Origin of the sequence: Mycolicibacterium tusciae (assembly GCF_002086795.1) — a bacterium.
Taxonomy (GTDB): domain Bacteria; phylum Actinomycetota; class Actinomycetes; order Mycobacteriales; family Mycobacteriaceae; genus Mycobacterium; species Mycobacterium tusciae.
On record NZ_MVIM01000002.1, the window covers coordinates 519,181 to 543,353 of the forward strand.

31 protein-coding genes are annotated in these 24,173 nt (G+C 66.3%); 25 read left to right on the plus strand and 6 right to left on the minus strand.

Going from position 1 to position 24,173, the window contains the following annotated elements:
* Nucleotides 1–3: 3 nt before the first annotated feature.
* Entirely contained in the window at nucleotides 4–690 is a 687-nt protein-coding gene (regX, locus tag BST47_RS05565; protein ID WP_083124190.1) for a two-component sensory transduction protein RegX, read from the plus strand.
* A 51-nt stretch (nucleotides 691–741) separates the two neighbouring features.
* On the opposite strand, the gene BST47_RS05570 is transcribed toward regX, so the two are convergent.
* Nucleotides 742–1,026, minus strand: a complete 285-nt coding sequence (locus tag BST47_RS05570) for a YciI family protein (RefSeq protein ID WP_207568534.1) — start codon at nucleotides 1,024–1,026, stop codon at nucleotides 742–744.
* A complete protein-coding gene (locus tag BST47_RS05575; RefSeq protein ID WP_207568535.1) occupies nucleotides 1,023–1,853 on the minus strand; it encodes a DUF3109 family protein in 831 nt (276 codons plus the stop codon). The genes BST47_RS05570 and BST47_RS05575 overlap by 4 nt, the downstream gene beginning before the upstream one ends.
* A gap of 12 nt (nucleotides 1,854–1,865) precedes the next feature.
* Between BST47_RS05575 and BST47_RS05580 the strand changes: the two genes are divergently transcribed.
* The 9 genes from BST47_RS05580 (at nucleotide 1,866) to BST47_RS05620 (ending at nucleotide 9,573) form a co-directional block, all read left to right on the plus strand.
* On the plus strand, nucleotides 1,866–2,831 hold the full coding sequence (locus BST47_RS05580; protein WP_083124192.1) for a Ppx/GppA family phosphatase: 966 nt from the start codon (nucleotides 1,866–1,868) through the stop codon (nucleotides 2,829–2,831).
* A gap of 57 nt (nucleotides 2,832–2,888) precedes the next feature.
* Nucleotides 2,889–4,016 carry an Rv0497 family membrane protein gene (locus tag BST47_RS05585; protein ID WP_083124193.1) on the plus strand — a complete coding sequence of 376 codons (1,128 nt, stop codon included), beginning with the start codon at nucleotides 2,889–2,891 and terminating at the stop codon, nucleotides 4,014–4,016.
* A gap of 28 nt (nucleotides 4,017–4,044) precedes the next feature.
* Nucleotides 4,045–4,890: a sugar phosphate isomerase/epimerase family protein gene (locus BST47_RS05590; RefSeq protein WP_083124194.1), complete on the plus strand. Its 846-nt coding sequence runs from the start codon at nucleotides 4,045–4,047 to the stop codon at nucleotides 4,888–4,890.
* A 17-nt stretch (nucleotides 4,891–4,907) separates the two neighbouring features.
* Nucleotides 4,908–5,768: a thioesterase family protein gene (locus BST47_RS05595; protein WP_083124195.1), complete on the plus strand. Its 861-nt coding sequence runs from the start codon at nucleotides 4,908–4,910 to the stop codon at nucleotides 5,766–5,768.
* Nucleotides 5,769–5,823: 55 nt separating this feature from the next.
* Nucleotides 5,824–6,696, plus strand: a complete 873-nt coding sequence (gene proC / locus BST47_RS05600) for a pyrroline-5-carboxylate reductase (protein ID WP_207568536.1) — start codon at nucleotides 5,824–5,826, stop codon at nucleotides 6,694–6,696.
* Between the two features lie 139 nt (nucleotides 6,697–6,835).
* Nucleotides 6,836–7,093 (plus strand): helix-turn-helix domain-containing protein, encoded by a 258-nt coding sequence (locus BST47_RS05605; RefSeq protein WP_083124197.1) that lies wholly within the window; start codon nucleotides 6,836–6,838, stop codon nucleotides 7,091–7,093.
* 162 nt (nucleotides 7,094–7,255) lie between these two features.
* Nucleotides 7,256–7,357 carry a 30S ribosomal protein bS22 gene (locus tag BST47_RS05610; RefSeq protein ID WP_003402602.1) on the plus strand — a complete coding sequence of 34 codons (102 nt, stop codon included), beginning with the start codon at nucleotides 7,256–7,258 and terminating at the stop codon, nucleotides 7,355–7,357.
* 29 nt (nucleotides 7,358–7,386) lie between these two features.
* Complete coding sequence (locus BST47_RS05615) at nucleotides 7,387–8,463, plus strand: SDR family oxidoreductase (protein ID WP_083124198.1); 1,077 nt, start codon at nucleotides 7,387–7,389, stop codon at nucleotides 8,461–8,463.
* A 39-nt stretch (nucleotides 8,464–8,502) separates the two neighbouring features.
* Complete coding sequence (locus BST47_RS05620) at nucleotides 8,503–9,573, plus strand: lysophospholipid acyltransferase family protein (RefSeq protein WP_083124199.1); 1,071 nt, start codon at nucleotides 8,503–8,505, stop codon at nucleotides 9,571–9,573.
* 45 nt (nucleotides 9,574–9,618) lie between these two features.
* Here the strand turns inward: BST47_RS05620 and BST47_RS05625 are convergent, their stop codons facing one another.
* A complete protein-coding gene (locus BST47_RS05625; RefSeq protein ID WP_083124200.1) occupies nucleotides 9,619–10,158 on the minus strand; it encodes an FAS1-like dehydratase domain-containing protein in 540 nt (179 codons plus the stop codon).
* A gap of 51 nt (nucleotides 10,159–10,209) precedes the next feature.
* Nucleotides 10,210–11,112 carry an HAD family hydrolase gene (locus BST47_RS05630; protein ID WP_234809578.1) on the minus strand — a complete coding sequence of 301 codons (903 nt, stop codon included), beginning with the start codon at nucleotides 11,110–11,112 and terminating at the stop codon, nucleotides 10,210–10,212.
* A 38-nt stretch (nucleotides 11,113–11,150) separates the two neighbouring features.
* On the opposite strand from BST47_RS05630, the gene BST47_RS05635 reads away from it, so the two are divergent.
* The 9 genes from BST47_RS05635 to BST47_RS05675 all read left to right on the plus strand — a co-directional run bounded on the left by BST47_RS05635 (nucleotide 11,151) and on the right by BST47_RS05675 (nucleotide 18,156).
* On the plus strand, nucleotides 11,151–11,417 hold the full coding sequence (locus BST47_RS05635; RefSeq protein WP_083124201.1) for a glutaredoxin family protein: 267 nt from the start codon (nucleotides 11,151–11,153) through the stop codon (nucleotides 11,415–11,417).
* Between the two features lie 114 nt (nucleotides 11,418–11,531).
* The gene (locus BST47_RS05640) at nucleotides 11,532–12,875 is read left to right on the plus strand and encodes a glutamyl-tRNA reductase (RefSeq protein WP_083124202.1); all 1,344 of its coding nucleotides are present in this window, start codon (nucleotides 11,532–11,534) and stop codon (nucleotides 12,873–12,875) included.
* A gap of 3 nt (nucleotides 12,876–12,878) precedes the next feature.
* Complete coding sequence (gene hemC, locus BST47_RS05645) at nucleotides 12,879–13,859, plus strand: hydroxymethylbilane synthase (RefSeq protein WP_420094019.1); 981 nt, start codon at nucleotides 12,879–12,881, stop codon at nucleotides 13,857–13,859.
* A 30-nt stretch (nucleotides 13,860–13,889) separates the two neighbouring features.
* The gene (locus BST47_RS05650; protein WP_083124203.1) at nucleotides 13,890–15,572 is read left to right on the plus strand and encodes a bifunctional uroporphyrinogen-III C-methyltransferase/uroporphyrinogen-III synthase; all 1,683 of its coding nucleotides are present in this window, start codon (nucleotides 13,890–13,892) and stop codon (nucleotides 15,570–15,572) included.
* Nucleotides 15,573–15,595: 23 nt separating this feature from the next.
* Nucleotides 15,596–16,576, plus strand: a complete 981-nt coding sequence (gene hemB / locus BST47_RS05655; RefSeq protein ID WP_083124204.1) for a porphobilinogen synthase — start codon at nucleotides 15,596–15,598, stop codon at nucleotides 16,574–16,576.
* Nucleotides 16,573–16,989, plus strand: a complete 417-nt coding sequence (locus BST47_RS05660; RefSeq protein WP_083124205.1) for a hypothetical protein — start codon at nucleotides 16,573–16,575, stop codon at nucleotides 16,987–16,989. Before hemB ends, BST47_RS05660 begins: the two co-directional genes overlap by 4 nt.
* Before the next feature lie 20 nt (nucleotides 16,990–17,009).
* Entirely contained in the window at nucleotides 17,010–17,402 is a 393-nt protein-coding gene (locus BST47_RS05665) for a hypothetical protein (RefSeq protein WP_083124310.1), read from the plus strand.
* Nucleotides 17,399–17,890, plus strand: coding sequence for a transport-regulating membrane protein Mce1N (locus BST47_RS05670; protein WP_083124206.1), 492 nt, complete (start codon nucleotides 17,399–17,401; stop codon nucleotides 17,888–17,890). The genes BST47_RS05665 and BST47_RS05670 overlap by 4 nt, the downstream gene beginning before the upstream one ends.
* On the plus strand, nucleotides 17,887–18,156 hold the full coding sequence (locus BST47_RS05675; protein WP_083124207.1) for a hypothetical protein: 270 nt from the start codon (nucleotides 17,887–17,889) through the stop codon (nucleotides 18,154–18,156). Before BST47_RS05670 ends, BST47_RS05675 begins: the two co-directional genes overlap by 4 nt.
* 15 nt (nucleotides 18,157–18,171) lie before the next feature.
* On the opposite strand, the gene BST47_RS05680 is transcribed toward BST47_RS05675, so the two are convergent.
* Nucleotides 18,172–19,545: a WS/DGAT/MGAT family O-acyltransferase gene (locus BST47_RS05680; protein WP_083124311.1), complete on the minus strand. Its 1,374-nt coding sequence runs from the start codon at nucleotides 19,543–19,545 to the stop codon at nucleotides 18,172–18,174.
* A gap of 149 nt (nucleotides 19,546–19,694) precedes the next feature.
* Between BST47_RS05680 and BST47_RS05685 the strand changes: the two genes are divergently transcribed.
* The 5 genes from BST47_RS05685 to BST47_RS05705 are packed head-to-tail and all read left to right on the plus strand — an operon-like array spanning nucleotide 19,695 to nucleotide 23,375.
* Nucleotides 19,695–20,552, plus strand: coding sequence for an oxygenase MpaB family protein (locus tag BST47_RS05685; protein ID WP_083124208.1), 858 nt, complete (start codon nucleotides 19,695–19,697; stop codon nucleotides 20,550–20,552).
* Nucleotides 20,539–21,159, plus strand: a complete 621-nt coding sequence (locus BST47_RS05690) for a TetR/AcrR family transcriptional regulator (protein WP_083124209.1) — start codon at nucleotides 20,539–20,541, stop codon at nucleotides 21,157–21,159. Before BST47_RS05685 ends, BST47_RS05690 begins: the two co-directional genes overlap by 14 nt.
* A gap of 44 nt (nucleotides 21,160–21,203) precedes the next feature.
* Nucleotides 21,204–21,515: a hypothetical protein gene (locus BST47_RS05695; RefSeq protein WP_083124210.1), complete on the plus strand. Its 312-nt coding sequence runs from the start codon at nucleotides 21,204–21,206 to the stop codon at nucleotides 21,513–21,515.
* A gap of 19 nt (nucleotides 21,516–21,534) precedes the next feature.
* The gene (locus BST47_RS05700; protein ID WP_083124211.1) at nucleotides 21,535–22,020 is read left to right on the plus strand and encodes a pyridoxamine 5'-phosphate oxidase family protein; all 486 of its coding nucleotides are present in this window, start codon (nucleotides 21,535–21,537) and stop codon (nucleotides 22,018–22,020) included.
* On the plus strand, nucleotides 22,017–23,375 hold the full coding sequence (locus BST47_RS05705) for a cytochrome P450 (RefSeq protein ID WP_083124212.1): 1,359 nt from the start codon (nucleotides 22,017–22,019) through the stop codon (nucleotides 23,373–23,375). Before BST47_RS05700 ends, BST47_RS05705 begins: the two co-directional genes overlap by 4 nt.
* 6 nt (nucleotides 23,376–23,381) lie before the next feature.
* On the opposite strand, the gene BST47_RS05710 is transcribed toward BST47_RS05705, so the two are convergent.
* Nucleotides 23,382–23,762 carry a nitroreductase family deazaflavin-dependent oxidoreductase gene (locus tag BST47_RS05710; protein WP_083124312.1) on the minus strand — a complete coding sequence of 127 codons (381 nt, stop codon included), beginning with the start codon at nucleotides 23,760–23,762 and terminating at the stop codon, nucleotides 23,382–23,384.
* Nucleotides 23,763–23,785: 23 nt separating this feature from the next.
* Here BST47_RS05710 and BST47_RS05715 point away from each other — a divergent pair, with 23 nt between their 5' ends.
* Nucleotides 23,786–24,172, plus strand: a complete 387-nt coding sequence (locus BST47_RS05715; RefSeq protein ID WP_083124213.1) for a nitroreductase/quinone reductase family protein — start codon at nucleotides 23,786–23,788, stop codon at nucleotides 24,170–24,172.
* Nucleotide 24,173: the final 1 nt, after the last annotated feature.

A 24,173-nucleotide genomic window follows, 5' to 3' on the forward strand; every position in this document is an offset into this window, starting at 1 on the left:
ACAATGACCAGCGTGTTGATCGTGGAGGACGAGGAGTCCTTGGCCGATCCCCTGGCCTTTCTCCTGCGCAAGGAGGGCTTCGAAGCCACGGTAGTGGCCGACGGGCCGTCGGCCCTGGCCGAGTTCGAGCGGGCCGGTGCCGACATCGTCCTGTTGGACCTGATGCTTCCGGGGATGAGCGGTACGGACGTCTGCAAGCAATTGCGTTCGCGTTCAAGCGTTCCCGTCATCATGGTGACGGCTCGCGATAGTGAAATCGACAAGGTGGTCGGACTCGAACTCGGGGCCGACGACTACGTGACTAAGCCGTACTCTGCGCGGGAACTGATTGCGCGTATTCGCGCCGTGCTGCGTCGCGGCAGCGACAACGACGACGCAGGGATCGGCGATGGCGTGTTGGAAGCCGGGCCGGTGCGGATGGACGTCGAACGGCACGTTGTTTCGGTCAACGGCGATGCGATCACGTTGCCGCTCAAAGAGTTCGACCTGCTCGAGTACCTGATGCGCAACAGTGGCCGAGTGCTCACCCGCGGTCAGCTGATCGACCGGGTGTGGGGTGCCGACTACGTCGGCGACACGAAAACCCTTGACGTGCACGTGAAGCGGCTGCGGTCGAAGATCGAGTCCGACCCTGCGAATCCCGTTCATCTGGTCACGGTCCGCGGCTTGGGCTACAAGCTGGAGGGTTAGCGATTTCGGTGTACGCCGTCGCGCCGAGCGCGACCAGCTACACCGAAATCGCTACGAACCGAGGATCTCGAACACCTCAAAGGTGTTGACGCCCGCGGTGACTGACGGATCGCTCTCCGCGATGGCCAGCACCTCGGCGCGGTCGGCCGCGCGCAGGACGCCTAGGCCCCACACGCCCTCGGGGTCGGCAACCGGACCGTAGACCACGACCCTGCCGTCGGCCTCCAGTTGCTGCCAGTACTCCTGATGAGCTGCCATCGCCTGCTGTTCGGCAGGTGTCATCGTCTGCGCGAAATCCGCACGTGGCGGAGTGAGGCGAAAGAAGAACAGGCTCATTCGGCCGCGCGGGTCGCGGGGTGTATGGCGATCAGCCCTAAAGCGCTGCGCCGCTTACACATCGCGGCCAGCTCTGCGTAGGCCTTCTCGCCGAGCAGTTCGGTGAGTTCTGCGGCGTAGGACTCCCACACCTGTTTCTTACCGACGTGCGCGTTCGGATCGCCGGTGCAGTACCAGTGCAGGTCGGCGCCGCCCTCGCCCCAGCCGCGCCGGTCGTACTCGGTGATCCACGTCTTCAGTATCTCGGTGCCGTCGGGTCGTTCCACCCATTCCTGGGTGCGGCGGATCGGCAGCTGCCAGCAGACCTCCGGTTTGAGGGTCAGCGGTTCGACCCCGATCTTGAGCGCTTTCGAGTGCAGCGCACATCCGATGCCGCCGGGAAAGCCGGGACGGTTCAGAAAGATGCAGGCGCCCTTGTACTTCCGGGTGCGCAGATTGGGTTTGTCGTCGTACTCGTCCATTTCGAGGTAGCCCTTTTTACCGAGACCCTTGTCCCGGAACTGCCAGTCCTCGTCGGTCAGGAGTTTGACCGCCTCTTCGAGTTCGGCGATGTCGTTCTTGTCCGACATGAAGGCCCCGTGGCTGCAGCATCCGTCGTCGGGCCTGCCCTCCACAGTGCCCTGACAGGCCGGCGTGCCGAACACGCACGTCCACCGCGACAGCAGCCACGTCATGTCGGCCGCGATCAGATGCTCGGGGTTGTCGGGATCGAAAAACTCCACCCACTCACGGGCAAAGTCGAGTTCAACCTCTCCTGGCCCCGGTGATTTGCTCTTCGCCCGAGGGCTCATCGCTGATGCGCTCACAGTATTCAACGGTAAACCCATTACCGTGTAGAGGTGCGATTAGGCGTGCTGGATGTCGGCAGCAATACCGTCCACCTATTGGTGGTGGACGCGCGTCGGGGCGGCCACCCGACGCCCATGAGTTCGACAAAGGCGTCGCTGCGCCTCGCAGAGTCAATCGACAACAACGGCAAGCTCACTCGCAAGGGCGCCGACAAATTGATCGGCACGCTCGACGAGTTCTCCAAGATCGCGGCGAGTTCGGGCTGCGCCGAGTTGATGGCGTTCGCGACTTCCGCTGTCCGCGATGCGAAGAACTCCGAAGAACTACTCGCCAGGGTGCACGCCGAGACCGGCGTGGCGCTGCAGGTGCTCAGCGGGGTCGATGAGTCCCGGCTGACGTTCCTCGCGGTGCGCCGCTGGTACGGCTGGAGCGCGGGCCGCATCATCAACATCGACATCGGTGGCGGCTCGCTTGAACTGTCGAACGGCGTCGACGAGGAGCCCGAGGTTGCGCTGTCGCTGCCGTTCGGTGCGGGCAGGCTGACCCGGGAATGGTTGCCCGACGATCCCCCGGGCCGCCGCCGCGTGAACATGCTGCGCGACTGGCTGGCCACCGAGCTGGCCGACGCGGGCGCCGAGATGCTCAAGGCGGGCACTCCAGACCTGGCCGTCGCGACCTCGAAGACGTTCCGCTCGCTGGCCCGCCTCACCGGCGCGGCCCCCTCCGGGGCAGGTCCGAGGGTGAAGCGGACGTTGACGGCCACCGGCCTGAGACAGCTCATAGCATTCATCTCTAGGATGACCGCGGCTGACCGTGCAGAGTTGGAAGGGGTGAGCGCCGAACGGGCGCCGCAGATCGTGGCCGGAGCCTTGGTAGCTGAGGCGAGCATGAAGGTGCTGGATGTCGAAAGCGTGGATATCTGTCCATGGGCATTGCGAGAAGGGCTGATTCTGCGGAAACTCGACAGCGAGGCTGATGGAACCGCCTTGGTGGAGACATCTGTCCAGCGACGCTGACCAGCAGACTGGAGGCTCACACGGCGCCGATTCCAGGGGCCCAGAGGCGAGAGACGAATGACAGGACCAGAAGACAGCCAGAGCACGCGACCGATCTCGGTCGCGGAGTTGCTGGCCCGTAACGGCACAATCGGTGCCCCGCCGGTCGGGGGCCGCCGCAGGCGCCGTCGCGGAGACACCGACTCGATCTCCGTCGCCGAGCTGACCGGTGAGATTCCGATCGTCACCGATCGCGACATCGTCGAACAGCCCGTGGCTGAAGAACCCTTGGCCCAGCAGGACGTCGCCGAGCCCGTCGAGGTCCCTGTGGAAGAGGTCGAAGCCGTCGAACCGCCGGATCTGACCAGCCCCACTGTGAGCAACGGCGCCGTCGACCATCAGGACACCGACGTGGTCGAAGCGGTCGAGGCCGATGAGGCCGACAGGGCCGCTGAAGCCGTCGAGGCCGATGAGGCCGCTGAAGCCGTCGAACAGGACGCAGCCGACGAGACCGACGATGACTACGCCGACGCGGTCACCGACTATGCCGCCCACATCCAACAGCGCGATAGCGACGCCGACGTCGACTTCTTCGCGCCACCGCGGCGCTCGAGCTACGCGCCGCGCCGTTTCGGCGCGCTGGTCGACGCCGAGGAGATGAGTCCCGACCCGGACCCGGTCGACGAGGACACCGCCCTGGACTGGTCGGCGCCCGAGATCGAGTCCGAGGACGACATAGACGCCCTCGATACGGTCGGCGACCTCGAGGACGACGCCAAGGATTCCGACCGCTCGAGGTCCTATCCGCGCCCCGCCGAGGGTGCGTTGTTCGGCGGCCAGACCGTCGCCGACGACATCGCGCGCAGGGGCACATCGCCCACTCCGGAGGACATCGAACTCGACGACCCAGACCACGGGATCGAGGCGGCCCAGCCGACGACCATGTCGTCGTTCATGCACGGCGTGTGGATCGTCGGGCAGTGCGTCCTGGCGGTCGCGTTCGGCGCCGGCCTGTTCGTCGCTTTCGACCAGCTGTGGAAGTGGAACAACATCGTCGCGCTGGTGCTGTCTGTCCTGGTGATTCTCGGCCTCGTCGTCGGGGTGCGGGTGGTGCGCAAGACCGAGGACATCGGCAGCACGCTGATCGCAGTGGCTGTGGGGGCTCTCGTCACGTTGGGCCCCTTGGCGCTGCTGCAGTCGGGTTGACGGCGACTACCGCCGCCTAACAGCCAACGTGCGCCCCGCAATCAAGGTCGGTCTGTCGACGGCCTCGGTCTATCCACTGAGGACCGAGGCTGCTTTCGAGTACGCGGCAACCCTGGGCTACGACGGTGTCGAGCTGATGGTGTGGGCTGAAACCGTTTCTCAGGACATCGATGCCATCACCGAGCTGTCCGAGCGCTACGAGATGCCGGTGCTGTCGGTACACGCACCGTGTCTGCTGATCTCGCAGCGCGTGTGGGGTGCCAATCCGATCCCGAAACTGGAGCGCAGCGTGCGGGCCGCCGAACAGCTCGGCGCCCAGACCGTCGTCGTCCATCCGCCGTTCCGCTGGCAGCGCCGGTACGCCGAGGGGTTCAGCACGCAGGTCGCCGAATTGGAGGCGTCCAGCGAGGTGATGGTGGCGGTGGAGAACATGTTCCCGTTCCGTGCCGACCGGTTTTTCGGTGCGGGCCAGACGTCGATCGAGCGGATGCGCAAACGCGGGGGTAAGCCAGGGCCGGGCATCTCGGCGTTCGCGCCGTCCTACGACCCGCTGGACGGGAACCACGCGCACTACACGCTCGACCTGTCGCATACCGCGACCGCGGGCACCGACGCCCTCGAGATGGCCCACCGGATGGGTGAGGGCCTGGTGCACCTGCATCTGTGCGACGGCAGCGGCGCGTCGGCCGACGAACATCTGGTTCCCGGTCGCGGCACCCAGCCGACCGTTGAGGTCTGCGAGATGCTGGCGGCAAGCGACTTCTCCGGGCATGTGATCCTTGAGGTGACGACGTCGGGCGCGCGGTCGGCGAGTGAGCGCGAGGCGCTGCTGGCCGAGTCCCTGCAGTTCGCTCGCGCCAATCTGCTGCGCTGACCGAGGTGAGGATCCCCATGCCGAGCTCGACCCTGTTCACCGATGCCATGGCGCTGACCAGTGCCGGCGACGGCGTGTATGACGGTGAGCTGAACGAACATTGGACGATCGGGGAAAAAGTCCACGGCGGGGCGATGCTGGCGCTGTGCGCCAACGCGGCGCGCACCGAGCATTGGGTCCACGCGCGCTGGGGCCACGCGCGCAGCGCAGGGGACGCAGGGGACGGAGATGTCCAGCCGATCGCCATTTCGGGCAACTTTTTGTGGGCACCCGATCCCGGCCCGATGCGGTTGACGACGACCGTGCGCAAGCGGGGCCGTCGCGTCAGCCTCATCGACGTCGAACTCCACCAGGGTGACCGGACAGCGGTGCGGGCGTCGGTGACGCTGGGGGAGCCCGAGCATCACGTGCCTCCGCTGCTTTCGGTCAACCCCGTCATCCCGCTGATGCAGCCGGAGCCGCCGCCGGGGCTGGAACCGATCGGGCCCGGCCACCGGATGGCCGACATCGTCCACCTGGCACACGGCTGCGATATCCGTCCGTCGCTGACGACGATGGAGCCGCGCGCCGACGGCGGGCCGCCGGTGATCGAGTACTGGGTCCGCCCCAAGGGGGTGGCACCCGACGTGCTGTTCGCGCTGCTGTGCGGCGATGTGTCGGCTCCGGTGACGTTCGGGGTCAACAGGTTCGGTTGGGCGCCCACCGTGCAACTGACCGCCTATCTGCGGGCATTGCCTGCCGACGGCTGGCTGCGGGTCCTGTGTACGACGGTGCAGATCGGCCAGGACTGGTTCGACGAGGACCACATCGTCGTCGACTGTGCGGGGCACATCGTCGTGCAGAGCCGCCAGCTGGCATTGGTGCCGCCCGAGGCGTGACGCCGACGGCGGCCGATGACACCAGCCGCCTGTGCCGTCTGCAATGCTTGCCCGCATGGCCAGAATCGCGATCATCGGTGGCGGAAGTATGGGCGAGGCGCTGTTGTCGGGCATGCTGCGCGCCGGTCGGCAGGTCAAGGACCTGGTGGTCGCCGAGAAGGATCCCGGCCGCGCCAAGTTCCTGTCCGAGACGTACTCGGTGCTGGTCACGACGGTGGGCGATGCGGTCGACACCGCGACATACGTCATCGTGGCGGTGAAGCCGTTCGATGTCGAGGGGCTGGTCGCCGAGATCGCCGATGCCGCGGCCAGGGCCGAAACCGATACTGCCGAAAAGGTTTTCGTGACTGTCGCGGCCGGCGTCACGGCGGCGTTCTATGAGAACAAACTGCCCGCGGGGTCGCCCGTCATCCGGGTGATGCCCAACGCCCCGGTCGTCGTCGGGGGCGGGGTGAGCGCCCTGGCGCCGGGTCGCTTCGCCACTGCGGAGCACCTCAAGGAGGTGTCGTCGATCTTCGACGCAGTGGGCGGTGTGCTCACCGTGCCGGAGTCACAGCTCGACGCCGTCACCGCCGTGTCCGGGTCGGGCCCGGCCTACTTCTTCCTGATGGTCGAGGCCTTGGTGGACGCGGGCGTGGCCGCGGGTCTGTCGCGGTCGGTGGCGACCGATCTGGTCGTGCAAACGATGGCGGGTTCGGCCGCGATGTTGCTGGAGCGGCTCGACGAGGCGCAGCCGTCGGGGGAAGTCGCGCTGGGAACGGCGATCGACACCACGGCGGCTCAGCTCCGCGCGACAGTTACCTCGCCCGGGGGTACCACCGCAGCTGGTCTGCGAGAACTCGAACGAGGCGGTTTGCGGGCCGCCGTCGCATCCGCGGTCGAAGCCGCAAAAACCCGGTCTGAGCAGCTAGGAATTACATCCCAGTAATTCAATCAATTCAAATTGATTAGCCCACACCCGTCGCAGTAACCCCATACGCCACGCTATTCTCCTCGTGTAAGCACGGGTTGGTGCCAGCGGTGGGGAAGCTGCTGGAACTGCTCGTGCCTGAACTGAATGGGTTGCGATGACGTCTATGAACGGGCCATCGGGTCGTGATTCGGCGAGCGGCAAGCGGGACAGCAGCGCTTCCGACGGCCAGCCGCCTCGTGCTCAATTTCTCACCGTCGCGGAAGTGGCCAGCCTGATGCGGGTCAGCAAGATGACGGTATATCGCTTGGTGCACAACGGAGAGTTGCCCGCAGTGCGTGTCGGCCGCTCTTTCCGTGTGCACGCCAAGGCAGTGCACGACATGCTCGAAAGCTCTTACTTCGACGCGGGCTGATTGTTTGGTTCTCGTCGCCTTGCACCGCTGACCGCCGAGCCCGATGTCGCCGGCCTTCCGGCTCCGTCACGCGTTTTTCGTTTAGCCTGACCGCCCAGGTAAGGTGGCTGGTCGAGTCGTGGTGCATGGAAGTGCACAAACATCATCTAGATAGCGGAGTTCATGGGTTCAGTCATCAAGAAGCGGCGCAAGCGTATGTCGAAGAAGAAGCACCGCAAGCTGCTTCGTCGCACCAGGGTGCAGCGCAGAAAACTCGGCAAGTAGTTCTCGCGCTTGGTCGCTAGGCTGACCGGATGGATTCTGAGGGTCGTTCTGCAGACGACACCGTCCACTACCCGAAGGTCGTGCTCGTCACGGGCGCGTGCCGATTTCTCGGCGGGTATCTGACGGCACGGTTGGCCCAGAACCCGCTGATCAACCACGTTATCGCCGTCGACGCCATAGCCCCGAGCAAGGATCTGCTGCGCAGAATGGGTCGCGCCGAGTTCGTGCGCGCCGACATCCGTAACCCGTTCATCGCGAAGGTCATCCGCAACGGTGAGGTCGACACCGTTGTGCACGCCGCCGCGGCCTCCTACGCGCCTCGTGCCGGGGGACGGGCCGTGCTCAAAGAGCTCAACGTGATGGGCGCGATCCAGCTGTTCGCCGCCTGCCAGAAGGCACCGACGGTGCGCAGGGTGATCGTGAAGTCGACGTCGGAGGTCTACGGCTCACACCCGCACGATCCCGTCCTGTTCACCGAGGCCAGCGGTGCGAGGCGGCCACCGGGCGAGGGCTTCGCCCGCGACAGCATCGACATCGAGGGCTACGCCCGCGGTCTGGGCCGGCGCAGGCCCGACATCACGGTCACGATCCTGCGGCTGGCCAATATGATCGGTCCCGCGATGGACACCGCGTTGTCGCGGTATCTCGCAGGTCCGGTGGTGCCGACGGTCATCGGCCACGACGCCCGACTGCAGCTGCTGCACGAGCAGGACGCGCTCGGCGCTTTGGAGCGCGCGACGATGGCGGGCAAGTCGGGCACCTTCAACATCGGTGCCACCGGAATCATGATGATGAGCCAGGCCATCCGGCGCGCCGGGCGCATCGCCCTGCCGGTCCCTCGTTCCGCGCTCTCCGCTGTGGATTCGCTGTCGCGCGCAACTCGCTACACTGAGGTCGATCGAGAGCAGCTTGACTACTTGAGCTACGGCCGCGTCATGGATACGACACGCATGCGTAACGACCTCGGCTACAGCCCGAAGTGGACAACCTTGGAAGCGTTTGACGATTACGTGAGAGGTCGCGGGTTGACTCCGATCATCGACCCGCAATGGGTACGCTCAATGGAGAGTCGCGCCGTGTCCGTGGCGCAGCGGTGGGGAAGATAACAGCAACGATTCGATTCGGGTCGGGGAGAAGGTACGAAGGTGGCGGGCGAGTCGAAGGCCAAAGTCATTCCGCTGCATTCCAATTCGGGTCGTTCGACGGCCCAGCGGCGGGCGGCCGCAGCGCGCGCGGACAGTTCGCGTCGACATCCGTCCGTGTTTTCCGACAGCGGTGCGCACGCCTCCGCTGAGCAGATCGCCGCGGTCGTCCGCGAAATCGATCAGGCCCGCGGCGCCGCCGCGGGTGCCGGCGGCGCCGACGCGACTCCCTCCGAACTCGCCAAACGAATAGGTGCGGGAGCTGAATTCATCCGCCAGCGGATGATGGGCGACTACACCGTCGACGAATTCGGCTTCGACCCCCACCTCAACAACGCAATCTTCTTGCCTTTGCTGCGAGGGCTTTTCAAGTCGTGGTTCCGGGTCGAGGTCAGCGGTGTCGAGAACCTCCCGGTAACCGGTGCCGCGTTGATCGTCGCCAACCATGCCGGGGTGTTGCCCTTCGACGGGCTGATGACATCGGTGGCGGTACACGACAACCATCCGACGAATCGCGATCTGCGTCTGCTGGCCGCGGACATGGTATTCGACATGCCCTTCGTCGGGCAGGCGGCGCGCAAGGCCGGGCACACCATGGCCTGCACTTCCGATGCGCATCGGCTATTGGCAGCCGGGGAACTCACCGCGGTCTTCCCCGAGGGCTACAAGGGTTTGGGCAAGCACTTCAAGGACCGCTACAAGCTGCAGCGGTTCGGTCGCGGCGGGTTCGTCGCGGCGGCCCTGCGAACCAAGGCGCCGATCGTGCCGTGCTCAATCGTCGGATCCGAAGAGATCTATCCGATGATCGCCGACGTCAAGCTGCTGGCCCGTCTGCTCGGCCTGCCGTACTTCCCCGTCACACCGCTGTTCCCGCTGGCCGGACCCGTCGGGCTGGTGCCGCTTCCGTCGAAGTGGCACATCCAGTTCGGCGAGCCGATATACACGTCCGACTACGACGAAGCGTCCGCCGACGATCCGATGGTGACCTTTGAGCTGACGGACCACGTGCGCGAGACCATCCAGCAGACGCTCTACCAGCTGTTGGCCAACCGGCGGAACGCCTTCTTCGGATAGAGACGTGCAACGCGCGTCGGGCTTGCGTCTGCTCGCCGGCGGAAGCTAGCTCTGCTTAGAGCTTTGCTTGGCAATCATTTTCGCGATGGCGTCGTCGCGCGCCGCGGCGATCCGGGCGCTCACGTCGTCGACCTCGGTGTCGGATTCGGCTTCACCCATCACCGTGACGATGCTGGTGATCACCGGCTTGCCCTCGGCGTCGGTCACCTCACCGCGGATCTCGGTGAGAATTGCGCCGTGCGACTCCATGACCGAGTCCAGATAGGAATCGAAATACAGCTTGTCGCCCGCCAGGATGGGCCGGTGGAAGACCAACTTCTGATCGCGGTGCAGTACCCGCTCCATGTTGATCGGCACATCGAACTGGTTGAAGATCTCCAGCTGTACCCGACGGCCCGCCACCGCGAGGAACGTCAGTGACGCGACGAGGGCGTCGTGGCCGTACTCCTTGGCGGCTTCCTCGGAGTAGTGCGCCGGGTGCTCGTCTTTGACCGCACGCGCGAACTCACGGATCTTCTCCCGGTTGACCTCGAAATAGTCGGGGTAGCGGTAGTGGGTCCCGATGATGTCTTCAGCGATAGCCATGGCGTTCTCTTCGTCTCGTGATGTGCGGGCGCGAGCCTATCAGCGCTGGTCTCAGCGGCCGTCCTGGCGCCGCGACACGATCGCCGCCAAAGCGCCGCCCGCGGCGCCCAACGCCAGCGCCGACGGCACCCCGATGCGCGCGGCCTTACGCGCGGTGCGGAAGTCGCGGATCTCCCATCCGCGCTCCCTCGCGAGATCACGCAAGGCGGCATCCGGATTGATCGCCACCGCGGTGCCGACCAGCGACAGCATCGGGACGTCGTTGAAGCTGTCCGAATACGCGGTGCAGCGCCGTAGGTTCAGGCCCTCCCGGATGGCCAGCGACCGTACCGCATGCGCTTTCCCCGCACCGTGCAGAATGTCGCCGACGAGCCGGCCGGTGAACACACCGTCGATCGATTCGGCGACGGTGCCCAGCGCACCGGTCAGCCCGAGCCGCTTGGCGATGGTGGCCGCCAGCTCGTAGGGCGTCGCGGTGACCAACCACACTTGTTGGCCGGCGTCGAGGTGCATCTGTGTCAGGGCGCGAGTGCCCGGCCAGATCTTGTCGGCGATGATCTGGTCGTAGATGTCCTCGCCGAGGGCCATCAGTTCCTCGGTCGACCGGCCCTCGATGAACGCGAGCGCCTTTCGCTTACCGGCGGCTACGTCGTCGCTGTTCTCCCGGCCGAGCAGTTGAAACTTGGCCTGCGCGTAGGCGAATCGGCCGAGATCGCCGTAGGTGAAGTACTTGCGGGCGGCCAGTCCACGCGCGAAATGCACCAGCGACGACCCGTGTACGAGCGTGTTGTCGACGTCGAAGAACGCCGCCGCGGTCAGGTCGGGCGGCGGGGCGCCTGCTGCGCCGGGTTCATCCAGGTCGAAGACTGCCGCACCCGCGCTGGCCTCGCCCGCGAGCTCTTGATCATCGGCGTCTGTGCCCGCGGAGGGCTCGATGACGTCGGAGTCGGACACGAATTCAGCCTAGGTCACCGTGCGGAGATACTTGCGCCATGGGAAGACGGGTCGAACTGCTCACACGTGCCGGCTGCACGATCTGCACCGGCGCCGCTGCCCGGCTCGCTGAGCTGGCCGACGAGCTGGGCTTCACGTTGACGATCACCGACGTCGACACCGTTGCGGCCGAGGGGGACCCGGCGCTGCGGGCCGAGTTCGGCGATCGGCTGCCGGTGGTGCTGCTCGACGGCGCCGAGCACAGCTACTGGGAAGTCGATGAGCCCCGGTTGCGGGCGGATCTCCGGAAACCGCCGCCGAAATAAGGTTCCGGTACGGATTCCGGCCGTCAGACGTGTCGAAAGTCCCATCTCGGCAACGTCGATAATTTGGTGAGCTCGCTGGTCACCGATTACCTTGGATGACGTGGTGGATAAGCCGTGAGCGTGCTGCTTTTCGGGGTTTCGCACCGCAGCGCGCCGGTGTCTGTTCTCGAGCGGTTGAGCACCGATGAGGCCGAACAGGCCAAAATCGTCGAGAAGGTCCTGCAGTCGTCGCTGGTGACTGAAGCCATGGTGCTGTCCACCTGCAACCGGGTCGAGGTCTACGCCGTCGTCGAGGCCTTCCACGGCGGCCTGTCAGTGATCGGGCAGGTGCTCTCGGAGCACTCCGGTATGGGCCTGGGCGACCTCACGAAATACGCCTACGTGCGCTATGCCGAGGCGGCCGTCGAGCATCTTTTCGCGGTGGCCAGCGGCCTGGATTCCGCGGTGATCGGCGAGCAGCAGGTGCTCGGGCAGGTGCGCCGGGCATACGCCACCGCCGAGGCGAACCACACCGTGGGCCGCACGCTGCACGAACTGTCCCAGCGCGCCCTTTCCGTCGGCAAGCGGGTGCACGCCGAAACCGGCATCGACGCCGCCGGCGCATCCGTGGTGTCGGTGGCGCTCGATATGGCCGACGCCAAGCTCGGCTCGCTGGCGGGCCGCAGCGCCGTCGTCATCGGCGCGGGCTCGATGGGTTCGCTGTCGGCCAAGTACCTGGTGAAGGCGGGTGTCGAGCGTATTCACGTGGTGAACCGCTCGCTGCCGCGCGCGAAGCGGCTGGCCGAGAAGATCCGTGAACTCGGTGTGACGGCCGACGCGTTTCCGTTCGACCACCTCACGCCGACGCTGACCGACGCCGACGTCGTCGTGAGCTGCACGGGCGCTGTCCGTCCGGTGGTGTCGCTGGCCGACGTCCACCGCGGTCTCGCACACGGTCAGACGCCCAAACAGCTGGTGATCTGCGACCTCGGCATGCCCCGCAACGTCGACCCGGCCGTCGCCGGTCTTCCCGACGTCTACGTCGTCGACATGGACAGGATCCAGCGCGAGCCGTCGGCGCGCGCCGCGGCGTCGGACACCGAGGCGGCCCGGACCATCGTCGCCGCCGAGGTGGCCAACTACCTGTCCGGCCAGCGCATGGCCGAGGTCACACCCACGGTCACCGCCCTGCGCCAGCGGGCCGCCGACGTGGTCGAGGCTGAGCTGTTGCGACTGGACAACCGGCTGCCGGGACTCGAAGCGGCCCACCGCGATGAGGTCGCCAAGACGGTGCGACGGGTCGTCGACAAGCTCCTGCACGCCCCGACAGTCCGGGTCAAGCAGCTGGCCAGCGCCCCGGGCGGCGACAGCTACGCCGAAGCGCTGCGGGAGCTGTTCGAGCTCGACCAGCAGGCTGTCGACGCTGTCGCGGCGGGCGAATTGCCTTTGATGGCAACCGATCTCGACAAGACCGAGTAGAGCTTGACTACATCTCCCCCCGGGTCGCTGCGCTCCTACCCCCAGGGACCCATCAGGATAGGCACCCGGGGCAGCCTGTTGGCGACGACCCAGGCCGGTCTCATCAAAGACGCGCTCGAGGGCAGAGGGCACGCCGCTGAGTTGGTCATCGTCTCGACCGAGGGCGATCGATCCGACGCCCCGGTGGCCGAGATCGGTATCGGCGTGTTCACCGCGGCGCTGCGGGAGGCGATTCACGACGGCCGGGTGGACATGGCGGTGCACTCCTACAAGGATTTGCCGACCGCGCCCGACGAACGATTCAAGATCGCTGCGATACCCCCGCGAGAGGACGCTCGCGATGCCTTGGTGGCCCGCGACGGCCTGGTGCTGGGGGAGTTGCCTGCCGGGTCGGTCATCGGCACATCGAGCCCGCGACGGGCCGCGCAGCTTAGAGCATTGGGTCTCGGTTTGGAAATCCGCCCCCTAAGAGGCAACCTTGACACCAGGTTGAACAGGGTAAGCAATGGTGATCTCGACGGCGTCGTCGTCGCCCGAGCGGGTCTGGCCCGCATCGGACGACTGGCCGATGTCACCGAGACCCTGGACCCGGTGCAGATGTTGCCAGCGCCGGCTCAGGGTGCCCTCGCGGTCGAGTGCCGCGCAGGCGACACCGAGCTCGCCGCGCTGCTGTCGGAGTTGGACGACGCCGACACCCGCGCAGCGGTCACGGCGGAGCGGGCCCTGCTCGCCGCACTGGAGGCGGGTTGTTCCGCGCCGGTGGGTGCGATCGCCGAGGTGGTCGAGTCCATCGACGAGGACGGCCGCGTCTTCGAAGAGGTGTCGTTGCGCGGTTGCGTGGCGACGCTGGACGGATCCGACGTGATCCGTGCGTCCGCGGTAGGGACTACCGATCGGGCACGGGAGCTGGGGCTCTCGGTGGCCGAGGAGTTGTTCGAGCTGGGGGCGCGCGAGCTCATGGCGGAACGCGACGGCAGTAGCTAGAGCTGCGACAAGCATCGAGGTGAGTGATAGATGACAGGCCAAGGGAGCGGGCGAGGGCGTAAGCCGAAGCCGGGCCGCATCACGTTCGTCGGTTCGGGCCCGGGCGATCCGGGTCTGCTGACGACGCGGGCCCGCACGGTGCTAGCCAACGCCGCCCTGGTGTTCACAGACCCCGACGTGCCGGAAGCGGTGCTCGCCCTCGCGGGTTCTGAGCTGCCGCCGCCGTCGGGCCCCGAACCCGCCGATCCGCCGGCATCCGTCGACGGCGACGCAGCCGGGAATGCGGCACCCACGATCTCAGGCGGTCCCGACATCCGGCCCGCGCTGGGCGATCCGGCCGAGGTCGCCAAGACACTGGCGGCCGAATCGCGCGCCGGCGCCGACGTCGTGCGTCTGGTGGCGGGCGATCCACTGTCGGTGGATGCGGTGATCACCGAGGTGACGGCGCTGGCGAAGACGCACCTGGATTTCGAGATCGTGCCGGGACTGCCCGACACCACTGCGGTGCCCACGTATGCGGGCCTGCCGCTGGGGTCGGCACACACCGTCGCCGACGTCCGCGGCGACGTGGACTGGGAGTCGCTGGCCGCTGCGCCGGGCCCACTGATCCTGCACGCCACCGCATCTCACCTTCCCGATGCGGCGCGCACGCTGATCGAGTACGGCCTTGCCGAGAACACCCAGACCGTGGTGACCGCGAACGGTACGACGTGCCAACAGCGTTCGGTCGAGACGACGCTGGCCGGGCTGTTGGACAAGGCGACGCTGATCGGCACCGAACCGGCGGGACCTTCCCCGGCTACCGCGTGGGCCCAGGCCGGGCCGCTGGTGGTCACGATCGGCAAGACCGTCGCCAACCGCGCCAAGCTGAACTGGTGGGAGAGTCGCGCACTGTACGGCTGGACCGTATTGGTGCCGCGCACCAAGGACCAGGCCGGCGAGATGAGCGAAAAGCTGGTGTCCCACGGCGCATTGCCGATCGAGGTGCCGACCATCGCCGTCGAGCCGCCGCGCAGCCCCGCGCAGATGGAGCGTGCGGTCAAGGGTCTGGTCGACGGACGGTTCCAGTGGGTGGTGTTCACCTCCACCAACGCGGTGCGTGCGGTGTGGGAGAAGTTCAACGAGTTCGGCCTAGATGCCCGCGCATTCTCCGGCGTGAAGATCGCGTGCGTCGGTCAGGCGACCGCCGATCGGGTGCGCGCTTTCGGTATCAACCCCGAGCTGGTGCCTGTCGGTGAACAGTCGTCGATCGGCTTGCTCGACGAGTTCCCGCCCTACGATGACGTTTTCGATCCGGTGAACCGGGTGCTGCTGCCGCGCGCCGACATCGCCACCGAGACGCTGGCCGAAGGTCTGCGTGAACGCGGTTGGGAGATCGAGGATGTCACCGCCTACCGCACTGTGCGCGCGGCACCGCCGCCTGCGCAGACGCGCGAGATGATCAAGACCGGTGGCTTCGACGCGGTGTGCTTCACCTCGAGCTCGACGGTGCGCAACCTCGTCGGCATCGCCGGCAAGCCGCACGCACGCACGATCGTGGCGTGCATCGGGCCCAAGACCGCTGAAACCGCAGCGGAATTCGGCCTACGCGTGGACGTGCAGCCTGAGGTCGCCGCGGTCGGTCCACTGGTCGAGGCGCTCGCCGAGCATGCGGCCCGACTGCGTGCCGAGGGTGCGCTGCCCCCGCCGCGCAAGAAGAGCCGTCGCCGCTAACGCAAACAGTAAGGTGGCCTTGCATGCCTTTTCCAAGTCACCGTCCCCGTCGGCTCCGGTCGACAGCTGCGCTGCGTCGGCTGGTCGCACAAACCTCTTTGGAGCCAAGGCATCTGGTGCTGCCGATGTTCGTCGCTGACGGCATCGACGAGCCTCGCGCAATCTCTTCGATGCCCGGCGTCGTACAGCACACCCGTGACTCGCTGCGCCGCGCCGCCGCCGAGGCGGTCGCCGCGGGCGTGGGCGGTCTGATGCTGTTCGGTGTGCCGCGCGACGAGGACAAGGATGCCGGCGGGTCGGTCGGGGTTTCTGAGGACGGCATCCTCAACGTCGCGCTGCGGGATCTGGCGAAGGACCTCGGTGAGGACACGGTGCTGATGGCCGACACCTGCCTCGACGAGTTCACCGACCACGGTCACTGTGGCGTCCTCGACGCCACCGGCAGGGTCGACAACGACGCGACCAACCAGCGTTACGTCGAACTTGCTGTGGCACAGGCCGATTCAGGTGCGCACGTCGTCGGCCCCAGTGGCATGATGGATGGCCAGGTGGCGGCCATCCGCGCCGGGCTGGATGCGGCCGGCCACATCGACACCGTGATCCTGGCCTACGCGGCCAAATTCGCTTCGGGCTTCTACGGTCCGTTCCGTGAGGCGGTGTCCTCGAGCCTGCAAGGCGACAGGCGCACCTATCAGCAGGAGCCGGGCAACGCCCGCGAAGCGCTGCACGAGGTGGAACTCGACATCGACGAGGGAGCCGACATCGTGATGGTCAAGCCCGCGATGGCCTACCTCGACGTGGTCCGTGCGGCCGCCGACATCTCGCCGGTGCCGGTGGCCGCCTACCAGGTCTCCGGCGAATACGCGATGATCTGCGCTGCTGCCGAGAGGGGCTGGATCGACCCGCAGACCGTCGCGCTGGAGACGTTGACCGGCATCCGCAGGGCAGGCGCCGACATCGTGTTGACGTACTGGGCGGCCGACGTCGCCGCCTGGCTGGCGTGACGCCGCCGGTCGAGCCCTCCGGCCGGCCGGTGGACGTCGACACCGGATTCTGGCTGTGGGTGGCCTCCCTACCGCTGCTGTTGGCCGGCCACGTCATCGACATGGTCGCCACCCCGAATGTTCGGTTGCCCACCGCGGTGTTGGCGCTGTCGATACTGTTCGTCGTCGTGCTGGCGGCGGTCGTGCTGACCTTCCAGATCCTGATGCGCCAGGGCTACCGATGGGCTCGCACGGTGCTGACCGGCGGTGGGGTCGCGACGGTCGTGTACGTCGCGACGAACCTCTTCACGGTCACCCGGCCCACCGTCGCGGCGATGGTTTACGCGGTCTGCGGCATCCTGGGATCGGTCCTGATCGCGGGCGGGGTGTTCCTGTTGCACCGCAAAGACGCCCACGCGTTCTTCACGCGGTGAAGCGTTACGCTGGCCCGACCATGACAGCTCAACAGTTGCGACCGCGTGTCGTGTCCGCCGGGTTCTGGTGCTGGGCGGCCGGCGCGGTGCTGCTGGTGGCATTCGGGCTACTGCTCGCATTCTCGCCGGATGCCCTCCCCTCGCTGTTCCGCGGGATGGGGGCGCTGTTGGCCGCATCGGGTCTCGGCCTGGGATTTCTGGCCGGCCGGGCCCGCCTGGGCGATGAGAGGTTCCGGCGCGCGGCCATCGCGCTGTCGCTGGCGGTCGTGGTGGTTCTCGCGCTCTTTGCGCTGTACAGCCGCGGGCCGATCTGGCTGCTCATAATGATCCTGACCATGGTCGGCGCCGTCCTGATGATGCGGCCACCGGCGCTTGAGTGGTTCGCACGAGACCAGAAAGACGAGCCCACGTGACGGACACCAGTTCGCCGCCCCAGATCTTGTTCTACGAGCCGGGTGCCACGTGGTGGTGGATCCTGGCCGGCCCCGTCGCGGGCATCTCCATGGCGCTGATCCAGCTCTCGGCCGGGTTAGGCATCCAATGGGTGGTGCCGGGCATCTTCTTCGTCCTCGTGACCGGGTTTTTGTGGATCCAGATCAAGGCGGCCCGGATCCACACCTCGGTGGAATTGACACCGGATCACCTGCGCCAGGGCGAAGAACGCATCAGCATCGACGAGATCGTGCGGATCTATCCCGAGGCCACCGGTGCCGAAACGCCGAAATGGCAGTCGTCGCGTGCACTCGGTGAACTCGCCGGGGTGCCACGTGGACGTAAGGGCATCGGCCTCAAGCTGACCAACGACCGCGGTGCCCAGGCGTGGGCACGCAAGCATCAGCGGTTGCGCACCGAGCTGACCCGACTGGTCGAGGAACGCATCCCGCCGGAGCCGGCTCCGTGAAGGGCCGCGCTGTCATCCAACTGGTGATGGCAGCGGCTGCGGGCGTCGGCTGTGTGCTGAGCTGGCTGGCCGCGGTCACGACGGTCGAAGTGCCCCCGATCATCGAGGGTGAGCCGATGACCACGTCGTCGGTTTACAGTGCGCCCCTGCTGAGTTTGGCTCTGCTGCTGGCGACGGTCGCGGGCGTGCTTGCTGTGCTGGGGGTCGCGGGGTGGCGACGCGTCAATCGCGCTCGAGTCGAGAGTGCAGCTGCAGTGCCTGCGTGACGCAGCGGCATTCGCTCAGGCCAGCTTGTCCAATTCGTCAAGCGCGTCACCGGTGTACACCGCGAGGCGCTGCAGGTGTGGCAGGGCGTCCCGGCATCCGATGAATCCGAAGTTCAGGGTGTCGGCGTAGCTCTCCAGCGTGATGTTGAGCGCCATCCCGTGCATCGGAATCGAAACCGGGTAGGTGGCTTCCAGGCGACTTCCGTTGAGATACAAGGTTTCTCGCGGCCCGGGAACGTTGCTGACACACAGGTTGAATGTGAAGGGCAATGGTCCCCTGACGCCCGTCATGGCGCTGGCGAGCTGAAATGCCGTCGGCGCCATCAACGCCGCGGTGTAGGCCAGCACCTCGGTCTGTGACATGTTCTGCAGCTGACGCTTCGCCGCCCGCGTCGACGCGGTGATCGCATGCAGCCTTTCGACCGGATCTTCGATGTCGGTGCCCATCGTGGTCAAAATCGTCCCCACCGCGTTACCACCGCCGGCGTCGTCCTTCGGTCGGATGTTGACCGGCAGAAATGCGACCAAGGGTTTGGCGGGCAATTCCCCGAGTTGATCGAGAAACGCGCGGAGTCCCCCGCCGATGATCGTGAGCGCGACATCGTTGACGGTCGCGTCGTGCTTGCTGCCGATGCTCTTGAGGCGCTCGAACGGGTAGACCTGCGTGGCGAACCGGCGATTGCGACTGATGTGCTTGTTCAGAATCGAATGCGGGGCTTGGAACGAGTTGGTGATCTGCCCATATTCGTCGTCGCTGCGGATTTGCGTGTTGTACAACGCCTTTCCGACATTGACCACCGACTGTGCGCCGCCGACGGCGCCACCGAGCAGGCCGCCGACCAGACTCACTATGGGATTGCGGGGCGGCGTTGGTGTCTTCGAGCGCCTCTTTGACGGCGGCCCGACGTTGAAGAACAGCGGCTGATCCCGCAGCGTCGGGTCGGTCGACATGCTTCGCTCGAGGATTTTGTTCCCCGTGTACCCGTCCACCAACGAGTGGTGGATCTTCATGTAGATGGCGAACCGCCCGCCCTCGAGCCCTTCGATGAAGTGCAGTTCCCACGGTGGCCGGGTGAAGTCGACGTTCTGGCTGTGCAGCCGGGAGACCAGGATGCCCAGTTCGCGCTCGTCGCCCGGACTCGCGAGCGCCGACCGGCGGACGTGGTAGTCGATGTCGAACTTCTCGTCTACGACCCACGACTGGTCCGGCCGAAACAGCATGCGCGGATGGGACAGCTTGAGATTCCAGGGTTCGACGACTTCGAGGTGTCGAGTTTCCTCGAACATCTGGCGCAGATAATCGGACGGCGCGTCGGCCGGCGGGGTGAATGGCATCAGCGCGGCGACGTGCATCATCGAGCTGGGAGTTTCGCCGTACAGGAAGATCATGTCCTGCGGACTCAGACGCTTCGCCACCGGCGCTCCTTGATTGTCGAAAGCAGAGGCTTCCGACGATATGCCTGCAGCCGCATCGAAGTGCGACAGGCATCACACTCGCAGCGGTTGGTACAAAGTTCGAAATTTGTAACACTGTGCACATGACCGATTTGGCCGAGAATGCCGAACAGACGCTCGACGCCCTGCCATTGGGTCCGGACTCGCTGGTCTGGCGGTATTTCGGCGACAATCGGATGTACCTGATCGGGCCCCGGCCCGCCGTCCTGCAGAACATGCTTGCCGAACTCGGCCAGGGCGTACTGGATCATTCGGTGTTCTTCGCCGACACCGCCGCCCGGGTCAAGCGGTCGCTGCCACCGATCTTCATGACGGTCTACGGCGCCGACGACGACAACGAGGGGACCCGGGTCCGCGACTTCCACACCAACATCAAGGGCGAGATGCCTGACGGCTCTCGCTACCACGCGCTGGATCCGGACACGTACTTCTGGGCGCACGCCACATTCCTCGAGCAGGTGCTCTACTTCGCCGACACGTTCGTCAAGCGATTGACCCGTGCGGAAAAGGAACAGATCTACCTCGAGTCCAAGACTTGGTATCGCCGCTACGGCGTGAGCGAGCGGCCGATGCCCGCCGACTACGCCGAGTTCGAGCGGTATTGGAACCGGATGATCGACGAGATCGTCGTCGCACATCCGACCGCCAAGTACGGCGTCGGCTATGTCACCAAGGGCTTCCCGCGCCCCAACGGGGTTTCGCCGGTGCTGTGGCGGCTGATCGCGCCCGTCTTCAACCCCGTGGCCGCGTTCCTCACCACCGGCGGCATGCCGCCGCGGACCAGGGACCTGCTCGGACTGCCGTGGAGTGAGCGCCAAGAACGCCGATACCAGCGCTTCGCCGCGCTGTGGCGCACCCGGGCGGTGAACTGGGTGTGGGATCATCTGCCAATGCGGTTGCGCTACAACACGTTCGCCCAGACCGGCTATGCCAGGGGCTGACCCCACCACGGGGCCTGATTCGTCGTCCACGACGGAGGCCATCCTCGACGCCGCCGTCGTCGAGTTCGAACAACACGGATTCCGCCGGGTTGCGCTCGATGATGTCGCGCGGCGCGCCAAGGTCAGCCGCACGACCATCTACCGGCGGTTCCGCAACAAGGACGAGCTGGTCGCGGCCGTCATCGAACGCGAGAACGTGACGCTGTTCGCCGACATCGCCAACGAGCTGAAACAGGCGGGCCCGCAGGCGAACTATTATGTCGAGGCATTCACCCTGGCGATCCTGAAGTTTCGCAGGCACCGCGTCCTCGACCGGATGATCAGGGACGAGCCGGCGCTGGTCCTCGAACTGGCGGCTCAGCACCACGGGGCCGCGATCGTCCGAATGGCCGAGGCGCTGCGGGTCATCTTCCCGGCCGGCTTCGCCGAGCGGATCGGTGAGCAGGCCGTCAACGAACTCGCCGACACGATTCTGCGCTATGCGGCGATGGTGCTGCTGCTGCCCAGCGCACAACCGCTGGACAGCGCTGACGACATCCGGGTCTTCGCCACGCAGCACTTCCTCCCCAGCCTGCCTGCCGCGCTGCGCGCCGTTCTCGCTGGTTAGCGGCCCCACTGTTTGATGGATCACACCATCGGGCAAACAGTGGCATGAGTACTGAACAGCAGGGCACTGACGAGCTACAGAGCACACAAGAGCGACGCGAGGCCGAACCGACAACCGACGAACACCATCAGGTCGTCGACGCGCCCGATCCGCCGGAACCCACCGAGAAGCCGGAGGTCACCGACGAGCACAAAGAAAAAGCCAAGGAGATGCGCAAGGACTACGAGGAGGATCTGGAGACGGTCACGATGCCAGGCACCGACGGCGCAGTATCGGGTACCGCGGTGAACGACTGGATCGACGACGACGGCAACCCGAAGTTCAGCGACGAGAGCAACAAGCAGGACAAGACGTAGACCGCGTTAGAGTTCCGGCGTGACCTCTCTCGAGAAGATCGCGCCCGCGTTCATCGAGATGGCCCATTCGATCGTATGGGCCTCCGCCGCCACCGTCGACACCAACGGCCATCCGCGCAGCCGGGTGCTCCACCCGATCTGGGAGTGGGACGGCACCGACCTGTTCGGCTGGGTCGCGACGGTGCCGAGCCCGGTGAAGAAGGCGCACCTTGCCGTTCACCCGCAGATGTCGCTGAACTACTGGACCCCGAGCCAGGACACCTGCAGCGCCGAGTGCCTCGTCGAGTGGTATCTCGACGACGAAACCCGCGCCGCGGTCTGGGACAAATTCGCCAATGCTCCGGCGCCGGTGGGCTATGACCCCCGGATCATTCCGCAATGGGCAGACGGGCCAACTTCCGAGGATTTCGCCGCGTTGCGGCTCGCCCCGTACCGGCTGAGAGTCATGGCCGGAACGGTCATGATGAAAGGTGAAGGCGCACCGCTGCTTTGGAGTGCGAAGTGACCTCCACCGTCGACGTCAGCACCCTGCCGTTGGTGCCGAAGAATCCCCTGCCGATTCATCGGTTGGTGAAGTTGGTGCGCAGGCTGGACACCGGGCAGGAAGTCATCCGCGATGCCGGTGGCACCATCACCCGCATCCAATTCGGACCGAAGAGCTTCATACCGCCGATCGTTGCGGTGATGTCGCCCGAAGCGATGCGTGATGTGTTGGGGCGCAGCGACGCATCGTCGGACCGGTGCGTCATCCACGACGAGGTGCGGAACATGGCGGGCGACAGCCTGTTCGTGCTGCCCAACGAACAGTGGCGCCCCCGTAAGAGGGCGCTGCAACCGGTGTTCACCAAGCACAACGTCCGTAACTTCGGCGGTCACATGTCGCGGGCCGCACAGCATTTCGTCGATCGCTGGCCGGCAGGCGGCGATGTGGACCTCGACGTGGAGTGCCGCAAGATCGCCATGCAGTCATTGGGCCGCTCGGTGCTGGGTATCGACCTCAACGAACGTGCCGACACGATCGCAAACTGCATGCATGTAGCGTCCTCCTACACCGCCGACCGGGCGTTACGACCGGTGCGCGCACCACGGTGGATGCCGACACCGGCGCGCCGCCGGGCCAGCGCCGCGGTCCGGAAAATGCGCACGATCACCGACGAGATGGTGCGGGCCTGCCGCGCGGACCCCACCCGGGACGCGCCGCTGGTGCAGGCCCTGCTCGCGGCGACCGATCCGGAAACCGGGCAGCCGATCTCGGACGACGACATCTCCAATGACCTGCTGATCTTCATGCTCGCCGGCCACGACACCACCGCGACGGCGCTCACCTACTCGTTGTGGATCCTGGGCCACCATCCCGACGTCCAGGACCGGGTGGCCGCCGAGGCGGCGGCCATCGGCGATCGAGAGCTGACACCCGACGACGTGCCCGCACTCGGCTATACGGTGCAGGTGCTGCACGAGGCGCTGCGGCTGTGTCCTCCCGCGGCGGGTGTAGCGCGGCTGGCGACTCGCGATATCGCGGTCAACGGATACCGAGTGCAGGCGGGCAGCCTCATCGCCGTGGGCATCTACGCGCTGCATCACGATCCGACGTTATGGCCCAATCCCATGGACTTCGACCCCGACCGGTTCAGCCCAGAGAACGTCAGGACCCGCGATCGCTGGCAGTTCCTCCCGTTCCTCGGCGGTGGGCGCCCCTGCATCGGCGAACATTTCGCACGGCTGGAAACCACGCTGGCGCTGGCCACCATCGTCCGGGCGATGAAGGTCAGCTCGCTGGACGAGGACTTCGCCTGCGAGGTGCCGTTCACCACGGTTGCCAAGGGGCCCATCCGCGCTCACGTAGACCTGCGGCACTAGGTGCCGCTAGACCCTGGTGAGCAGCACAGCTTGCTCGAACGGTAGCCGCGCGAAGACTAGCCGCCCCAACCCTGTCACCGACGGCGCCGCTTGCCCCTTCGGCATGACCAGCGGATCGCGCACCTCAAAGGTCTTGCCGTAACGCCTCATTCGGCCGCCACCGGACGCGGTGATGTTCTTGAGCCAATCCCGGTCGGGTCCGTACGTCAGCAGGATCGCCACGCCGTCCGCGGTGGAGAAGACCGTCAACGGGGTCCGGTACCGCTTCCCCGATTTGCGGCCGACGTGCTCGAGAATGCCCATCGTCGGCGCCCAACCCGCCCACAGCCGCTGGATCGGATTGGTCACGTGCCTGTTGAACCGCGCGAGCCATTGCGGTAATTGCATGTCGACCATCAAACTCGGACGGTATGGCGTACCTCAAGCCCCCGTGGTTCACGCGGGCGATATTCAACAAGATCGCGATGGCGACCGGCATCGGCGGCAGCCAAACGCTGACCGTGACCAAGCGCCTCAGCAGGCAACCGCAGAAGATCCCCGTGGTCGTGCCCGAGGTGGACGGGGTGCAGTACCTGGTGTCCACGCGCGGCGAGGCGGAGTGGGTGAAGAACGTGCGTGCCATCCCCGAGGTCATGGTCGGCGACCGGAAGTACGCCGCCCAGGAGATTCCGGTGGCGCAGCGGGCACCCGTCATCGCCGCATACCGCCCCCTGGCGGGAAAGGTCGTCGAGGGTTACTGGCGCCAGCTGCCCGATGACGCCGATCACCCGGTGTTCGCGTTGACCCCGAAGGGCTGAC